Origin of the sequence: Mesopusillimonas faecipullorum (assembly GCF_020539505.1) — a bacterium.
GTDB lineage: Bacteria > Pseudomonadota > Gammaproteobacteria > Burkholderiales > Burkholderiaceae_B > Mesopusillimonas > Mesopusillimonas faecipullorum.
On the sequence record NZ_JACDXW010000002.1, the window covers coordinates 175,586 to 191,193 of the forward strand.

General features: G+C 57.3%; 15 protein-coding genes, 2 tRNA genes and 1 pseudogene. 11 read left to right on the forward strand and 7 right to left on the reverse strand.

The window, feature by feature from the left end; all coding sequences use genetic code 11:
- Positions 1-22 precede the first annotated feature (22 nt).
- The 5 genes and pseudogenes from H0484_RS04220 to H0484_RS04240 form a co-directional block, all read right to left on the reverse strand.
- Complete coding sequence (locus H0484_RS04220; protein ID WP_226953203.1) at positions 23-1,405, reverse strand: type II toxin-antitoxin system HipA family toxin; 1,383 nt, start codon at positions 1,403-1,405, stop codon at positions 23-25.
- Complete coding sequence (locus H0484_RS04225; RefSeq protein ID WP_226953204.1) at positions 1,402-1,710, reverse strand: helix-turn-helix domain-containing protein; 309 nt, start codon at positions 1,708-1,710, stop codon at positions 1,402-1,404. The genes H0484_RS04220 and H0484_RS04225 overlap by 4 nt, the downstream gene beginning before the upstream one ends.
- Positions 1,711-1,836: 126 nt before the next feature.
- Positions 1,837-1,913 (reverse strand) — tRNA-Met (locus H0484_RS04230).
- Positions 1,914-2,009: 96 nt separating this feature from the next.
- Positions 2,010-2,111 (reverse strand): annotated as a pseudogene (locus H0484_RS04235) (type II toxin-antitoxin system HigB family toxin); the annotation flags it as partial.
- Positions 2,112-2,394: 283 nt separating this feature from the next.
- A tRNA-Ile gene (locus H0484_RS04240) sits at positions 2,395-2,473 on the reverse strand.
- 128 nt (positions 2,474-2,601) lie between these two features.
- On the opposite strand from H0484_RS04240, the gene H0484_RS04245 reads away from it, so the two are divergent.
- Complete coding sequence (locus H0484_RS04245) at positions 2,602-3,447, forward strand: META and DUF4377 domain-containing protein (RefSeq protein WP_226953205.1); 846 nt, start codon at positions 2,602-2,604, stop codon at positions 3,445-3,447.
- On the forward strand, positions 3,444-3,632 hold the full coding sequence (locus H0484_RS04250) for a hypothetical protein (protein ID WP_226953206.1): 189 nt from the start codon (positions 3,444-3,446) through the stop codon (positions 3,630-3,632). Before H0484_RS04245 ends, H0484_RS04250 begins: the two co-directional genes overlap by 4 nt.
- 27 nt (positions 3,633-3,659) lie before the next feature.
- On the opposite strand, the gene H0484_RS04255 is transcribed toward H0484_RS04250, so the two are convergent.
- A complete protein-coding gene (locus tag H0484_RS04255; protein ID WP_226953207.1) occupies positions 3,660-5,186 on the reverse strand; it encodes a phospholipase D-like domain-containing protein in 1,527 nt (508 codons plus the stop codon).
- A 234-nt stretch (positions 5,187-5,420) separates the two neighbouring features.
- On the opposite strand from H0484_RS04255, the gene H0484_RS04260 reads away from it, so the two are divergent.
- Positions 5,421-5,996: a TMEM165/GDT1 family protein gene (locus tag H0484_RS04260; RefSeq protein WP_226953208.1), complete on the forward strand. Its 576-nt coding sequence runs from the start codon at positions 5,421-5,423 to the stop codon at positions 5,994-5,996.
- Positions 5,997-6,087: 91 nt separating this feature from the next.
- Complete coding sequence (locus H0484_RS04265; protein WP_226953209.1) at positions 6,088-8,112, forward strand: choice-of-anchor I family protein; 2,025 nt, start codon at positions 6,088-6,090, stop codon at positions 8,110-8,112.
- An 82-nt stretch (positions 8,113-8,194) separates the two neighbouring features.
- Here the strand turns inward: H0484_RS04265 and H0484_RS04270 are convergent, their stop codons facing one another.
- Positions 8,195-8,695 carry a MarR family winged helix-turn-helix transcriptional regulator gene (locus tag H0484_RS04270; RefSeq protein ID WP_226953210.1) on the reverse strand — a complete coding sequence of 167 codons (501 nt, stop codon included), beginning with the start codon at positions 8,693-8,695 and terminating at the stop codon, positions 8,195-8,197.
- Positions 8,696-8,885: 190 nt separating this feature from the next.
- On the opposite strand from H0484_RS04270, the gene H0484_RS04275 reads away from it, so the two are divergent.
- Genes H0484_RS04275 through H0484_RS04305 form a run of 7 tightly spaced genes read left to right on the forward strand, consistent with a single transcriptional unit; the run spans position 8,886 to position 15,545 of the window.
- Positions 8,886-9,878: a VOC family protein gene (locus tag H0484_RS04275; RefSeq protein ID WP_226953211.1), complete on the forward strand. Its 993-nt coding sequence runs from the start codon at positions 8,886-8,888 to the stop codon at positions 9,876-9,878.
- A gap of 11 nt (positions 9,879-9,889) precedes the next feature.
- Positions 9,890-11,032, forward strand: a complete 1,143-nt coding sequence (locus H0484_RS04280) for an FAD-dependent oxidoreductase (protein WP_226953212.1) — start codon at positions 9,890-9,892, stop codon at positions 11,030-11,032.
- 53 nt (positions 11,033-11,085) lie between these two features.
- Entirely contained in the window at positions 11,086-12,273 is a 1,188-nt protein-coding gene (locus H0484_RS04285; protein ID WP_226953213.1) for an amino acid ABC transporter substrate-binding protein, read from the forward strand.
- A 6-nt stretch (positions 12,274-12,279) separates the two neighbouring features.
- Entirely contained in the window at positions 12,280-13,164 is an 885-nt protein-coding gene (locus H0484_RS04290) for a branched-chain amino acid ABC transporter permease (RefSeq protein WP_226953214.1), read from the forward strand.
- Entirely contained in the window at positions 13,161-14,084 is a 924-nt protein-coding gene (locus H0484_RS04295; protein ID WP_226953215.1) for a branched-chain amino acid ABC transporter permease, read from the forward strand. The genes H0484_RS04290 and H0484_RS04295 overlap by 4 nt, the downstream gene beginning before the upstream one ends.
- Entirely contained in the window at positions 14,084-14,824 is a 741-nt protein-coding gene (locus H0484_RS04300; protein WP_226953216.1) for an ABC transporter ATP-binding protein, read from the forward strand. Before H0484_RS04295 ends, H0484_RS04300 begins: the two co-directional genes overlap by 1 nt.
- Entirely contained in the window at positions 14,808-15,545 is a 738-nt protein-coding gene (locus tag H0484_RS04305; protein ID WP_226953217.1) for an ABC transporter ATP-binding protein, read from the forward strand. The genes H0484_RS04300 and H0484_RS04305 overlap by 17 nt, the downstream gene beginning before the upstream one ends.
- Positions 15,546-15,608: the final 63 nt, after the last annotated feature.

A 15,608-nucleotide genomic window follows, 5' to 3' on the forward strand; every position in this document is an offset into this window, starting at 1 on the left:
TGAGCCCTGGCCTTAAAGCTTCTCAGGCAGCCCTGTTCTGGCGACGGAGCAGCGATTCGACCAGCGGATGCGCCCTGAAGTGCGCGAGCAGTCGCTCTTTCTGGGCTACTGTTAGCGGGGATGCCTGGATCATCTTTGGCCAAGTCTGAACGGCGTCTGCCACGGTCTTGCGTACGACAGCCGCCGCGGGCTTCTCGGGGATGCCAAGCTGCGCGCAGAACTGCCGGATGACTTGTGGACCGATGCCAGGCTTTGCAGCCTTGCCCTGCAGGACATCCTTGGCGGACATCTTCGGCTTTGCTGTACCTGCGGGCAGAATATGTAATGCGTGCCCGATGCGGCTATGGTAGGCGGCGTACGCCACGATGTCATAGGCCGGTGGGAACCTGGGAGTGCGCCCATCCGGATACCAGACCCCAATGTTCTTCAGATGCATGTCTGGATTGCCCAGCATCTCGTTGACCACAACGCGTCGCAGCAACTCATGCACAGCGGGCTCACCGAGCGAAGGGAAGGCCAGCATGACACCGGCGATGTCGAGGTAGCTTGCGCCGAGGTACTTCTGCTCGGGCTGCACGCCTAGCACCTGCGCGAAGTCTTCGCAATGCACGCGACCTTGTGATTGAGGTGTGCGGTCGTAGCGTGTGACGGCGAGAAAATTCGTCTTGTTGTCTACATTGCCTAGATCATAGCCGTGCTCAAGCTCGAGCTTCTCCAGCGGTTCGAGGTAGGCTTCGGTCACCGTCACGCCGGCGGCGGCAGCCAGGCGCAGGGACAGAAGCTCCAGCTCGGGCAACAGGGGCTGACCGACCACGGGTAGCTTCGCAATGATGTGCGTGTCCCGCATTTTGGTGCGTCCTACATAGCGGCTGCCTTCCTTGATAACACCGACTTTCGGCTGCACACCGGACAGCGAAACTCCATCTTCCAGAGGTTCGGCGGTGACTGACATTTCGAGTGCATCGGCATCCTGTGTCACATAGTGTGCCAGTTCATTGCGCGTGAGTTCCAGCGGCAGTGCATATACGTTGCCGGGCAGATCACGCCCGCATGCCGCCAGCATCTCGAAGTGATCGTTGGGGTCGCAGCCCCGTTGAGCAGCAACGTGGTCCCGGAAGACTCCCTCTGGCAGGAGATTCTGGAAGAATGCCGGGAGCAACCAGCCATTGGCCGGACTGTAGGAACCGTTGAAAAGCGTCGACCCCACATCGGCCCAGAGCGCTTTCTGTGCCGCTGGGTCGCCCGCTAACATGGAGAGTGACAGCACCGGTGCATGGGCGAGGTTCGCAAACGCATCATCGGCGACGAAGCGGTTGATGACATGGACGTCGCCTAGCCTGTACTGGAACAGCACGCCGACGCGTTGCGCCTGGCCGATGAAAATGCCCAGGGCCTTGATGTTCATTCGGTATCCTTTTCGAGCTTCTCGCGCGCCAACTGCACTACGGTTTTGACCGCAGGCGTCGTGGGCTCAGGGGTGGTGGATGCCACCAAGCCGGAAGCCGCGCCTTTGGGCACGATGGTCAATTCATACCCAAGCCGGTCGAGCACGGCCATAAGCGTCGTCACCTTGTAATCGGCTTGGCCACTGAGTACGCTGGTAAGTGTGCGCCGCGCGATGCCGGCGTGCGCACCGAGTTCACGCTGGGTGATGGATGTTGTCTTGAGGCGCTCGCGAAGGAAGGTCGCGATTTCTGAGAGTGTACGCATGAGCAGTAAAGTAGGATTTATTTTATAAATCATATTTTATTGCTCAACTTTGGTCAATAAAAAAGCGCAACAAAGTAGGGAGTATTTAAAAAATCCTACTTTATTGCGCTAATCAGTATATAAATCTGGTTGCGGGGGCAGGATTTGAACCTACGACCTTCGGGTTATGAGCCCGACGAGCTGCCAGACTGCTCCACCCCGCGTCTGAGGGATGAGAGTTTACCCTAAAACGAATGTTTGTTTGTATGGTCGGCAGCTTTGTAATCTGCTTCGGTGCGGATTGGGCAGATCTCCATGACTCACTCCATTTCTACGGTTTCGGCGTCGAACTTGTCGTACTCAGCGTGAGTGCCAATGAATTTGACGTAGACGATGCCTAATTTGTAGGCGATTGTGGAGATATGTGATGGCGACGACAAAACGTAACAGCCGAATTCTGGACGAGATGCACGAGATGGCGCGTGGACTTCATAGCGCCGGCCTGATCAGCATACTATAGTCAATCGCCGATTTGCGGAACGAAGCCATTTGGAATGGTGTGATTAACCGAGTTTAGTGAATGACTAGATCCCCCGATTACGGGGTAGAGCCCTGGATATTAGACAGTGTCTAATACTCGGCCCCGCAACGCAAAACGCCAGCCCTGTGTGGCTGGCGTATCTATATGATTCTAATGGAAATTCTTGGTGCCCCCCCGCAGAGTCGAACTGCGCACCAACGGATTATGAGTCCGCTGCTCTAACCAAGCATGAGCTAGAGGGGCACTGGTACAACCAAGCCCTATATTATTACACAAAAAACAGTGAATGCTAGATTCCCTTGCTTGCAAGGCTGGCTTCGGTTAAAAGCTATGAGTCGGCGGCAGTGAGTCGCCTTGAGAGGGAATGCATAATGAAGAGAATCGTACGCCAACTTTCGCTGGCTCTGGTCGCGTTTGCGGGCCTGACGGCGTGTGCCGGCACCGGCCAAGCGCCGGATGGGTCTTCCAGTTCAACTTCGAATTCGGCGTCAGGTTCCAGCATGCAAAGCTCCGCTCAAGCGCTTACGGCTTATCACTGGGCATTGATGGATGCCCAAAATGCGCAAGGCCAGTCGCAGCCCGGTTGGCTGGAAAGCGGTGGCGGGCCGGCCAGTCTGCGGTTTCAGGACGGCAGCGTACTGGTCAGCGGTTTATGCAACAGCATGAGTGGGCGTTATGTCTTGCAAGGCCAAAACATCCAGATCTCGCATCTTGTCGGCACCATGAAAATGTGTGCCAACCAAACCCTTATGCGTTATGAGCAGCAGTTTGGCCTGCGTTTGCCTCAGGCTCGAAGCTGGTCTATTACGTCCGGCAGCCAAACTATTCTGACGCTGGTTTTCCAAGATGGCGCTCGTTGGGTCTTGCAAGGAGAGCCCACGCATGAGGCCATGTACGGCGGCCCAGGCGAAACCGTGTTCCTGGAGGTAGACGCGCAGCGTCAGGCTTGCAGTCATCCGCTCATGCCGGGGCACCAGTGCTTGCGTGTGCGTGAAATTGTTTATGATGCCTCCGGCATCAAGCAGCAGGCCGGGCAATGGCAGCTGTTCTACGGCGAGATCGAAAACTATCAGCATCAGCCGGGCGTACGCAATGTGCTGCGCTTGAAGCGTTACACGCGTCAGCAGGTGCCGGCAGATGCCTCGCAGTATGTATATGTACTCGACATGATCGTGGAAAGCGAAACCATGTCCGACTCCTCCAGGAGGAAGCCTTGAATCGATTGCTGCAGCAGGCTCGTCAAACGAATCAGCGTCGGATGACGTATTTCTATCTGTCGCCCACTGAAGACGACTATCTCAGTGCGCGTATGCTGGCTCGCCAAATGAGCCTGAATCTGTCTCACGCGAAAACGGTGCGTTCCGAGGAACCTTACGACGACGAGCTTGACGCCGACGAATAAGGGCTAGCTATTCAACAAGCCAGGTGTTCAGGGTGTGGCGCCTGGTTTGTTGCGTGTAGGGCGCCGGCGCCAGGGGTGCCAGTTACGTATCTGACGCCAGCGTTTGCTTAAGCCGCGTTCGCTCAGGGGTTCAAAGAAACCGTCTGCGTTTTCTGGATCCAGCAGTTCGTTGCCGGCGATGAAAGTTTCCAGCGCTGAAGGTTCCAACAAATCTAGAAGCTCGAGTGTCTTGCCGGGGCGGCGCACAGCGTCGATGGCCGCTCGTAATGAACCCTCATGCTCGAATGCCTGGGCAAAGGTTTCGGGGCTGACGTTCATGTGTTCAGCCAGCAGTCGGGTGCGCAGCCTGCCGATGATGGCTGGAGTGTGGTGGTTCTTAGGCAAGGCCGCATCGATGATGACGTCGCACTCGCTGTCCAGGCCTAGAGAGCGATTGTTTAGGTTGGATGAGCCTATGCGCAGTAGGCGGTCATCGACGATCATGACCTTGGCGTGAACGTAGATGTCACGGCCTTGCTCGGTGACGGGCACATAGATACGAAAGCGTTTGTCGGGATCATGTTTGCCTATTTTGCGTGCCAGTTGCACGCGGGCAGCATCCATGGCTTTTTGTTCCAGCCAGCCCTCGGCGCTGCGCGGCATGACGAGAATGATCTCGGGCGGAGAGGGCGCTTGAAGGCGATTGGCTATTGCTGCGGCCACCTTGGGCGAAGTGAAGTACTGGTTCTCTATGTAGATGAAGCGCTGCGCGGCGGCAATCATGTCCAGGTATAAGGCTTCAATCTCGCGCACTTCTTCGTGCTCGCCATAGGCGGCTTGTGTGCGTGCAATACCGACCTCCACATCCTTGAAATGAACCTCTAGTTCTTCAGGCCAAAGTTCGTGGGTTGCAGGAGCCAGGGGGGACAAGTGACGCGAAGTCGCGCGATACCAACGGTCTTCGCCTAAATCGCCCAAGGCAGCCGCTACCGGACCGCTTAACATCATAGTGACGTCATGCCACGGCTGATAGGGCTTGCCATCAGGCATGACGCGTCTGGGCTCGTTGTCCAGGTGTTCGCTGGTATCCCAGCGGGCGGAAGACATGTCTATGCCACCGCAAAAAGCCAGACGATCATCAAGCACCAGAATTTTTTGATGGTGGCTACAGCCAGGAGGATGCGCGCTGTCAAAGCAGAACTCTATGGCTCGGGTGATTTGCCAGCGCCACAGCATCCAAAGCACGGTGGGGTTGAGGAGCCTGGTCCACATGCCAAAGCTCCATTTAAGGATATCTATGCGGCGATGCGGGTCGTCTTTGGCCAACCTCAGAAAGAACTCGCCCAGAGACTGCCCGGCTTTGCCGGCGCTGGGTTCGAGTTGAATACGAGTGTCGAAATCCCAGCCTATGACCAGAATGCGTTGTTTGGCGGCCTTCATGGCCAGGCGGGCATAGTGGAAGTAGTCGGCTGCGTCTACGACGGGCGTGGCACAGTCGCATTGAGTGATTTGCCAACAATTGCGCCCGACTTGCAGGACGGGCCGCAAAGCCGAAGCGGCGGAGGGTGGCGTCATGATGGGGTTTATGTTGCTAGGCAAAAAATGGCCAACGTTAGTACGCACCGGCGTGTCAGCTTGCGACCGCGTGCGCGACACTGCTGCTTTACCGCGCAAGCATAGCCTAAATGCCCTGGTGGGGGTGAGCCCAACGCAGCAATGCGGCTTGCGCTAAACTTTTGCGTCTTTATCCGTGAAACGCAGCTGACTTGCATCAGGCAAGTTGCCGCACCGGAACTGTCCTGGGCACTTATGCTTGAAGCTTTCTTTGTATCCACCGGTATTGTCGCGCTAGGCGAAATGGGCGATAAAACGCAGTTGCTGGCTGTCGTGCTGGCCGCTACCTTTCGTCGCCCCTGGCCCATCGTAGCCGGTATTTTTGTGGCTACGCTGGCCAATCATGCATTGGCAGGGGCCGTAGGCGGGTGGGTGGCCTATATGCTGGGGCCCGATGTCTTGCGTTGGGTGATAGGCCTGTCCTTCCTGGCCATGGCCGTATGGGTGATGATTCCAGACAAACTGGATGACGACGATGCGTCGGGCATGCGTCGCTGGGGGGTATTTGGCACCACCGTCATTGCCTTCTTTTTGGCCGAAATGGGCGATAAAACACAGATTGCCACGGTGGCATTGGCGGCGCGTTACCCAGACGTCATACAGGTCGTGCTGGGCACCACGCTGGGCATGATGCTGGCCAATGTGCCTGCGGTGTTTCTGGGTGACAAGATCGCCGCCAAGGTGTCCATGAAATGGGTGCACGGCCTGGCAGCGCTGATTTTCCTTGTGCTGGGTGTGCTCACCTTGTTCAACGTAGGCCATTTTTTCTAGCCAAAAGCTTGGGGCGCTGTGCCTGGGGCAAAGCGCTATGCCATCAAATTGTCATACTGTCAGGGCATGATGCGCCCACGAAAACTTTATCGTGGGAAGTCATCTGATCATGCAGTTCTACAAAAAAGACGCACATGCGGCAAAGTCGCCTCTGAACCTGTTTGCCGTAACGGCGCTGACGCTGGCCCTGGCCGCCTGTGGCGGTTCTGACGGCGGCGATCCGGCTCCCCAGGCCCCCGAGACGCCGGCACCTGAAACGCCAGTCGAGGCAACGCCTAGCGCCATCAGCCTGAAGCATCTGGGCCGTCACGAAACCGGGCAGTTTGCCGTCAGTGCCGCGGAAATCACTGCCTACGACGCGCAAAGCCAACGCGCCTTCGTCGTCAATGCGCAGTCCGGTAAGCTGGATGTGCTGGACATGAAAGACCCCGCGCATCCCCGCCACGTCGGCATTATCGACGCCACCCCCATCGCAGCCGGCGCTACGGTTAACAGCGTGGCGGTGAAAGATGGCATTGTGGCCTTGGCAATTGAGGCTGCCGTCAAGACCGATACGGGTTACGTTGCCTTCTACCAAGCCGCTGATTCCAGCTATGTCAGCCACGTATCGGTAGGGGCTTTGCCAGATATGCTGACCTTCACGCCAGATGGCAAAACGGTGTTGGTGGCGAACGAGGGCGAGCCCAGCGATGACTACCAAATAGACCCCGAGGGGTCCATCAGCGTTATCGACATTTCCGCGATAGAGCAACCCGTTGTCAGAACAGCGGATTTTCGTGCTTTCAATGACCAAAAACAGGCATTGCTGCAGAAAGGCGTGCGGGTGTTCGGCCCCGACCAGACTCAAGCGCTGGCTGCCGGTGCGACAGGCGTTTACCGCACGACCACCGTGGCGCAAGATATGGAGCCCGAATACATAGCGGTGTCGGCTGATGGCAAATGGGCTTGGGCGACGCTACAAGAAAACAATGCCTTGGCCAAAATAGACATCGAGAACGCCAAGGTGCTGGACATTTTGCCATTGGGTTACAAAGACCATGGTTTGGCAGGGAACGGCATGGACGTCTATGACGAAGACAAGACCCTGACCATCGATATCCGTCCACGTCCCGGCGTATTTGGCATGTATTTGCCTGACGCTGTTGCGGCTTACAGTGCGCAGGGCAAAACCTATTTGGTCACAGCAAACGAGGGTGACGCCCGCGCCTGGGGTGAAGACAATGCCGCCTACTTCGGCCAAGCTGAAGATGCCAAAAAAGGCGTACCGGCGCTTATCGGCGACCCCGCACAAGGCTTTGTAGAAGAACTGCGCGTTAAGCATCTGGTGCACAAAGATGGCTTTGCCCGTCGTTTGGGCGACGACATGCCTGCGCACTTGATCGCTATGGCGGAAGGCGCTTTGCTTGATCCCAGCGTATTCGCATATTGCGGTGCTGAGCCTGGCAACAAGCCTGGTGACTGCCGCGACGATGAGGAACTAGGCCGTCTGAAGATCAGCTGGACGCAAGGCTACAAACTCAATGATGATGGTTCGCCCAAGTTCTTCGACAAGAATGGTAACGAGAACCCCGCAGGCCGTTGGTTGATGTACGACAAGCTTTACGCCTACGGTGCGCGCTCGTTCTCGATATTCGATGAAGATGGCGCTTTGGTGTGGGACGCCGGTGATCAGTTTGAGCGCTTCCTGGCTTCCAATGAGTGCCGCTTGCGTGCTGCTCGCGACCTGCCTTGCGCGGATTTTTTCAACAGCCAACATGATGAAGGCGATGCGAAGAAGGACCGTAGCGATGATAAGGGCCCCGAACCGGAAGGCGTGGAAATCGGCGTGATAGGCGAGAAGACCTTTGCCTTTATTGGCCTGGAGCGCATGGGTGGCGTACTGGCGTACGACATTACCGATCCCAACGCGCCGGTGTTCCAGGATTATCTGAATACGCGTGAGAACTGGGTAGACAATCCTGAAACCGCGCTGGCCTCAGCGGGTGACCTGGGTCCGGAAGGCCTGAAGTTTGTACCCGCCGCCGATGCGCCTGGTGGCAAACCTTTGCTGATTGTCGGTTTCGAAGTCAGCGGCACCACGTCGGTATTCGAAATAGAACAGCGCTTCGACAAATAAAAGCAAGCAGCGGGCCTGGTGCCCGCCACTTGAAATGAGTACCTCTCTTGAACGGTATGCAAACAAACGCATACCGTTTTTTTTATTTCTTCTGCGTGTGCAGGTCGATACGCTTGAGTAATTCGAGCAACTGTTCACGCTCGTCGGGTGATATGGCTTCCAGCGCCCGTACGATGATTTGATGCCCCTCGGGCCAGGCCTGTTCATAGCTGCGTTTGCCGGCGGGCGTAAGAAAAACGCGCATGTAGCGGCTGTCGTCCTTGTCTTGTTTGCGGCGTACCAGTTTGCGCGTTTCCATCTGATCGATGACGCGACTGAGCGCGGGCTGGCGCATGGCGATGCTGCGGGCGATGTCGCCTATTTGCTGGCCGTCTACCTCGAACAAGACTTGCAACACCCGGAAGTGCGCGTAGGTGAGGTCGAGGTCGCGTAATACCGAATCGCGCAGCTCTTGGTTCAGGCGCGAAGTGATGCTGTCCATGCGGAATGCAACGTTTTGCTGCAAGCTCCAGTCGGCTTCGCTGAGGGCGGGTAGGGCACTGCGCAGCGCGCGCTTAGCCGTGGTGTCTGGGGGCTGATTCATAACAATTTTGATGTGTCGTAGGGGTCGGTGAATACCCTAGTTTCCCAGGATTCAAGCACTTGGTGGGGCTTTAAGGCATCGGTGTTTTCACTAATTATATGAAACTACATATGTATTGACATGAGTAGCTGGCTTTCTATAGTCTTCTACTCAAGGCAACACCAGCCCACACATCAAGTTGGAGGAGACTATGCAAATCACCGAGCCGGCTGCGCAAAACGCGCGCTACTTTCGTCCGCGCCGTTTAGGGCACGTCAACCTTTGGGTAGACGATATTCAGAAGTCCGAAAATTTCTACAGCGAAGTCTGTGGCCTGAAGGTGGAATTCACCGAACCCGATCTTATCGCCACTTTTCTGGGTACCGGTCATACGCCTCACGATCTGGGCATGATGCAGAAAACCAATGGGGTGCCGCGTTATGGCCGCAATGGCCTGCTGCAATTGCCGGGCACCATAGGTTTGACGGCGGGCCTCAACCATCTGGCATGGGAGCTGAAGAACGAAGCCGAGCTGGTGCAGGGCTACCGTCACCTGAAACAAGACGATATCGAGACCGATATCACGGTAGACCACCAAGTGGCGCATAGCGTGTACATGTTTGATCCGGACGGCAACTACAACGAGTTCTATTGCGACACCGTCAAAGACTGGCGCAAGGTGCTAACGGGCCCTATGGAGCTACTGACCAGCCATTGGGACCCTCTGCAAGCCGAGGGCTTCACAGAAGGACGTTATGAAGAAACGCCCGTGCTGGAAATCGTCGAGTCTGCGCCCGTGCATCCTTGGCGTTTGACGCACGCCACGCTGCAAACGCCGCGCCTGGAGGAAATGGTCGAGTTCTACACCACCATCGCCGGCCTGCGTGTGGTGGCGCGTGAGGCGGGTGTCGTGTATTTGGTTGCAGGCATGGATGACTACGACTACAACCTGGTCTTGGTGTCTGCCGACGACGCAGCGTATCACCATGCGTCTTTTCAGCTGAAAGACGAAGCAGCTCTTGAACGGGCCAAGCGTGTGTTGCCGAGCAGCGGCGTCACCATAGAACAAGAAACGCGTTTGCCTTGGAAACACAGTATTTTCCTGCGTGATCCCGACGGTTTGCTGAGCGAATGGTATGTGCCGGGCACAGCCCCGCGCGACCTTGCCGCGCGTGGTGGTTTGCCTTTGGCTATGGCGGTATAAGGAGCATGGTCATGACAAACAAACTGACGGCTGCCATTGCTGGAGGCGGGATAGGTGGTTTGGCCACAGCGGCTGCGTTGGCTCAGCGCGGTTGGGACGTCACCGTTTACGAACGCCAGGACGCCTTGCGCGCTGTAGGCGCAGGCATCTATATCTGGGAAAACGGCTTGCGCGTGCTGGAAGCCTTGGGCGCTTACGATGAGGCCACGGCGGGTGCTTTTCGCGGTACCCATTTCGAGCAGCGCGATGCCCAAGGCCAGATTATTGAATCGGCGCCTATAGATACCAGCAAACGCTTGCTGACCGTGCCGCGCAGCACCTTGCTCGAAGCGCTAAAGAACGCCTGCCTGCGTGCGGGGGTGAAGGTGGTGACGCGTGCCGAAGCCATAGGGGCGACCTCGCGTGGCGAGCTGCTGTTCCCCAATAATGAAACCGTACAGGCCGACTTGGCCATAGGGGTGGATGGCATTTGGTCCAAGGTGCGCAGCGCGCTGGGGCTGGAACTGTTGCACGAGCAAACGCGCGAAGGGGCGATACGCACCATGATTCCTGCGCACCCCGACGATTTCGGCCCGCAAGACCAGGGCAAATACATAGAGTGCTGGAATGGCGAGCGTCGCTTTCTGATCACGCCGGTCAGCGAGAAAGAAACCTATCTGGCCCTGACATGCCCCTACGAAGATCAGGCCGCTAGGGCGGTGCCGGTAGATAAAGCCTTATGGGCGGAATCCTTTCCGCAATGGAAACACCTTATCGACCGCATAGGCGAGGCGACCGTGCACTGGGGGGCCTACAGCATCACACGTTGCCGCGCCTGGTCGTCGGGCCGTACCGCCATTTTGGGCGATGCCGCGCACGCACAGCCGCCTAATTTGGGGCAGGGCGGGGGCATGGCCATGCAAAACGGCCTGGCACTGGCTGTGAACCTGGAGGGCGTGACGGACAAGCGCGATATTCCCGCCGCCCTGGAGCGCTGGGAAAGCACTGAACGCGAACTGATCGAGCATTGCCAGCGCTGGTCGATTTTGTATGGCGAAGTGACCTATTTGCCAGACGAAGTACGCAACAGGGTAGTGCGCGGCGCCATGAGCGACCCATGGATTGCCGCGCAGATTTTCCGGGCGGCCAACCACGCGCCTACCGGAACGAAGTAAGTGTTGTGCCTGGGGGGCCGCCCTGGCCCCTTATGACCATAATGGAGACAAAAATGAAGCAAAAACGCGGAATTCTGCGCCTGGCCGTTGCGGCCCTGGCATTGTGTGCATCCAGCGTCGGGCTTGCAGCCGAGCCCGTGCGCATAGGTTTCGGCATTTCACGCACCGGTGAATTTGCGCCGACCTCGGCAGGGCCGCTGGCGGCTTACGAACTGTGGCGAGATCAGGTCAATGCAAAAGGCGGCCTGGATGTGGCGGGTACCAAGCGCCCCGTTGAGTTCGTTATTTATGACGACCAGTCGGATGTGGGTAAAGAGGCCGCCATCTACGAGAAACTGATTTCCAACGACAAAGTGGATCTCTTGCTCTCGCCATGGGGTTCGCATAATCACTTCGCCATCGTGGGGGTGCTTGAAAAGCACGGTTTCCCTATGGTGGGCAGCACGGCGTCTTCTTTGCAGATTCGTTCGCTTAAGGCCAAGAACATCTGGTTTCCCACTTCGTCCATGCCCGATGCCCACGGCAAGGAAATGGCCAAGATGCTTAAAGACCTAGGCGTCAAGACAGTGGCGGTGAATACCGTGCAGGTGGGGTTTCCCATGGAAAACCGCCAAGAGCTTTTACCCGCGCTGAAAGAGGCAGGTATTGAGGTGGTGCTAGACCGCCAGTACGCTCCCGGCGTCAAAGACATGACCAGCACGCTGACGGAAATCAAACGCCTGCAACCCGATGCGGTGATCAATCTCTCCTATCCGCCGGATGCCATCCTGTATATGCGTGGGGCACGCGAGCAAGATATCAAGGCACCGTTCCAGTTCTTGCTGGTCGGGCCGACGGCTGCCTTCTTCAGCAAAATGTTCGGTGCCAATCTGGACAACATCGTGACCATGGGTCATTGGTCACCAGATAAAGCAGACTGGCCCAACGCCAAAGCATTCTTCGAGGCTTATCAAAGTAAAACCGGTGAAGCCCCCGATTATCTGGACGCCGTTCTGGCCTATATGTCCGCCGAGATTCTCGAGCAAGCTGTCGCCAAAGCCGGCCTGGACAAAGACGCTTTGCGCAAAGCGATTTCCAGCGAAACTTTCTCTACCATCAATGGCCCGGTGCGCTTTGAAGGTGTACAGAACGTGACGACACCGACGATGTTCCTGCAGTTCCAGGACGGTGTGGCGCAGATTGTTCATCCGCCTGAAATGGCAACGGCGAAGTTCCAGCCCAAGCAAAAGTGGGAACAGTAAATCAAGATGAATGCGCTGTTCTCTCCTGAGCTGCTCATCGCGACCCTGGCACTGACTTCCATCTATGCCTTGGTCGCGCTGGGGCTGAATCTGATCTATGGGTCCATGCGGCTACTTAACGTGGCCCATGGAGAAATCATGATGTTGGGCGCTTACATTGCCTTCGGCGTGTTTACGGCTTGGCAAGTATCGCCTTTGATCTCCATGTTTGGCGCCATGGTGGCTGCCGCGATATTAGGGTGGTTGTGCTATGAGCTACTGATCAAAAGGCTGTCTAGCACCCCGGCGTTGGTGCAGCGCATAGAGGCGAACTCTTTGTTGGTGTTCTTTGCGCTGTCGGTGATTTTGCAGAACCTGGGGGCCTGGGCCTTTACCGCCAATGCACGCAGCTACAGCTATATGGATTCGCTGGTGCAGATCGGGTCGGTCAGCGTGGCGCTGAATCGTCTGGTCATCATTGCGGTTAGCGTGGTGGCCACGGCTGCTGTCATGTTGTTCTTCCGCTTCGGCATCGCGGGTTTGGCCATACGGGCATTGATTCAGCAGCGCGATGCGGCGTCCTTGGTCGGCATACGTGCCGATAAGGTCAATCGCATTATCTTCTGTCTGGGCTTTGCCTTGGCGGCGCTGGCCGGCGCGCTGGTCAGCATGGTAGAGAGCATCACGCCTTTCTCGGGCTTTCCTTTCACCATTGCGGCTTTCTTCGTCATTATCCTGGGTGGCCTGGGGTCCATAGGCGGCAGCGTCGTGGGGGCCTTGTTGCTGGCCTGTGTGGAAGTCTATGGCGGTGCGCTCACATCACCGGCCTATCGGTCTATTTTGTTGTACGGCGTGTTCATCTTCGTGCTGTTCGTACGACCCCAAGGTTTGTTCGGCAGGAGGGTGGCATGAACGGTGTACGACATTCAAGGCTGGCCGCCTGGCTGGGCTTGCTGGCAGCGGCTGCGATTGCGCCTGCTTTGGTGGGCGGCTATGGCCAAAGTGTATTGATGCAGCTGTATGGCTGGATCGCTCTGACGGCAAGTTGGGTCGCCTTCTCGGCTATGACAGGCTACATTTCTTTAGGTCATGCAGTGTTTTACGGCATGGGCGGCTATTTGATGGCCGTGTCCTGGATGCAGTTGCCCATATTGGCCGTGCTACTGCTGGCGGGTCTGGCCGCAGCGGCTTTTGCGGCGCTTGTCGGGCTGCCTTCCCTGCGTGTGCGGGGGCCTTACTTTGTCATCCTTACCTTTGGTCTGGCAGAGTTCTTCAAGTATGTGGTGGTGGCGATAGAGTCCAGCCTGGGTATCAGTGGTCGTCTGCTATTGGGGGCGCCCGACGTGCTGTGGCTAAGCTACGGCATGCTGGTGCTGGCAGCACTGGCGGTGCTGCTGGTCATGGTCCTGCGGCATTCGCGTTTGGGGGTGGGGCTGTGGGCTGTGCGTGAAGACGAAACGGCTGCGGCGACGCTGGGGGTACCCACCACGTGCGTCAAGTTGCTGGCCTTTGTGCTGTCGGCCATCTTGCCGGCCATGGTGGGGGCGCTTACCGTATTGCGCTCTACCTACTTCGAACCCATGCAGATGTTCAGTCCCATGACGTCTTTCACAATCGTCACCATGGCCATCATCGGTGGCAGCGACAGGCCTGCCGGCCCGGTGCTGGGGGCGGCTTTCATCATGCTGCTGTCCGAGGTGCTGTGGTCGCGCATGCCCGAGTTCTACATGGTGTTGCTGGGTGTGCTTTTGTTGGGTTTCGTCTTGTTTGCACCCGACGGCATCGTGGGCAAATGGATGGCGCGGCGTAATCGCCTGGGGGGTGGCTTCTGATGACGACCTTATTACAAGTGCGCCAGGTCACGCGTCGGTTCGGCGGCATTACGGCTGTGTCTGATGTCAGCTTCGATATGTTTCAAGGCGAAGTACTGGGCCTGATGGGGGCAAACGGTGCGGGTAAAACGACACTGTTCTCCATGATTGCGGGCAATGTGGCGCCTAGCTCCGGGCAAATTCTGTTCGAGGGCAAAGCCGTGCCAGCCAGGCCGGACCAGGCCAGTCGTCTAGGCATTGCTCGCACTTTCCAGATTGTCAGGCCGTTTCCGGGCATGACCGTATTGGAAAACTGTATGGTGGGGGCCTTGTATGGCAGTGGGCGTGAGCGCGATTTGAACCAAGCGCGCCGTATATGCGAAGGCATTCTGGAAGAAGTCGGTTTGAGCGCGCAGATGTTTAAAGCGGCGGCTACCCTTACCTTGGCCGGGCGCAAGCGTCTGGAAATCGCCAGAGCGCTTTCTACCCACCCCAGATTGCTGCTGCTGGACGAAGTGTTGGCGGGGCTCAATGCCAGCGAGGTCGATGAAGCGCTGGCGCTTATTGAAGAGATCCGGCAACGTCACAGCTTAAGCATCATCATCATCGAACACGTCATGAAGGTGCTGATGCGCATGAGTCATCGTATTGTTGTCTTGCATGAGGGCAAGAAGCTGATGGAGGGGACGCCCTCGCAAGTGGGCAGCGACCCGCGAGTCATCAAGGCCTACCTAGGAGAAAAAAATGTCCGTGCTGCTTGAAACGCGTGACTTATGCAGCGGCTATGGCGACGTACAGGTGTTGAAGCAGGTCAGCATCGCGCTGGAGCAAGGCCAGGTTACCGCCTTTGTGGGCAGTAACGGTGCAGGCAAGACCACGCTGATGCGCACGCTGGCCGGCTTGCTGCCTACACGGCGTGGCGGCATTATGCTGGCCGGCCACACCGTAGATGCGCTTGATCCGCCGCAGCGGCTGGCTTTGGGGCTGTCTCTGGTGCCGGAAGGGCGCTTGGTGTTCCCTGACTTTACTGTGGCCGATACCTTGCGCATCGGGGCCTATGCGCCGCATGCACGGGCGGGCTGGCGCGCACGCGCTGAGCAAATGTACGAGCTTTTTCCGCGCTTGAAAGAGCGGCGCAATAACCAGGCTGGGTTTTTGTCGGGGGGCGAACAGCAAATGCTGGCCCTGGCTCGCAGCCTGATGTCTTGCCCCAAGCTGCTCTTGCTAGATGAGCCCACGCTGGGCTTGGCGCCCGCCATGGTGGACGAACTGTTCGCCATTCTGGGCCGCATACGCGAAACCGGCGTCACGCTGGGTCTGGTCGAGCAAAACATCCAGACCGCACTGAGTCTTTCCGATTACGCCTATGTTCTAGAGGACGGGCAAATCGCGCTGAGTGGCCCCAGCGCTCAATTGCTGGACTCACCAGAAGTGCAGGCCAGTTACCTGGGTATTCGTGAGGAGGCCGCTTCAGTCAGCTAAATGCTGCCTCAGTCTTTTCACGCGGCGCAGTCTGAATTTTTGATTACACTTGACGCTCATAAT

Coding starts and splice junctions, on each gene's coding strand:
- H0484_RS04270 (WP_226953210.1), bottom strand. CDS start 8,695: ATGAATCAGCCCCCAGACACCACGGCTAAGCGCGCGCTGCGCAGTGCC.
- H0484_RS04295 (WP_226953215.1), top strand. CDS start 13,161: ATGAACGGTGTACGACATTCAAGGCTGGCCGCCTGGCTGGGCTTGCTG.
- H0484_RS04305 (WP_226953217.1), top strand. CDS start 14,808: ATGTCCGTGCTGCTTGAAACGCGTGACTTATGCAGCGGCTATGGCGAC.
- H0484_RS04275 (WP_226953211.1), top strand. CDS start 8,886: ATGCAAATCACCGAGCCGGCTGCGCAAAACGCGCGCTACTTTCGTCCG.
- H0484_RS04300 (WP_226953216.1), top strand. CDS start 14,084: ATGACGACCTTATTACAAGTGCGCCAGGTCACGCGTCGGTTCGGCGGC.
- H0484_RS04290 (WP_226953214.1), top strand. CDS start 12,280: ATGAATGCGCTGTTCTCTCCTGAGCTGCTCATCGCGACCCTGGCACTG.
- H0484_RS04260 (WP_226953208.1), top strand. CDS start 5,421: ATGCTTGAAGCTTTCTTTGTATCCACCGGTATTGTCGCGCTAGGCGAA.
- H0484_RS04285 (WP_226953213.1), top strand. CDS start 11,086: ATGAAGCAAAAACGCGGAATTCTGCGCCTGGCCGTTGCGGCCCTGGCA.
- H0484_RS04245 (WP_226953205.1), top strand. CDS start 2,602: ATGAAGAGAATCGTACGCCAACTTTCGCTGGCTCTGGTCGCGTTTGCG.
- H0484_RS04280 (WP_226953212.1), top strand. CDS start 9,890: ATGACAAACAAACTGACGGCTGCCATTGCTGGAGGCGGGATAGGTGGT.
- H0484_RS04255 (WP_226953207.1), bottom strand. CDS start 5,186: ATGACGCCACCCTCCGCCGCTTCGGCTTTGCGGCCCGTCCTGCAAGTC.
- H0484_RS04225 (WP_226953204.1), bottom strand. CDS start 1,710: ATGCGTACACTCTCAGAAATCGCGACCTTCCTTCGCGAGCGCCTCAAG.
- H0484_RS04220 (WP_226953203.1), bottom strand. CDS start 1,405: ATGAACATCAAGGCCCTGGGCATTTTCATCGGCCAGGCGCAACGCGTC.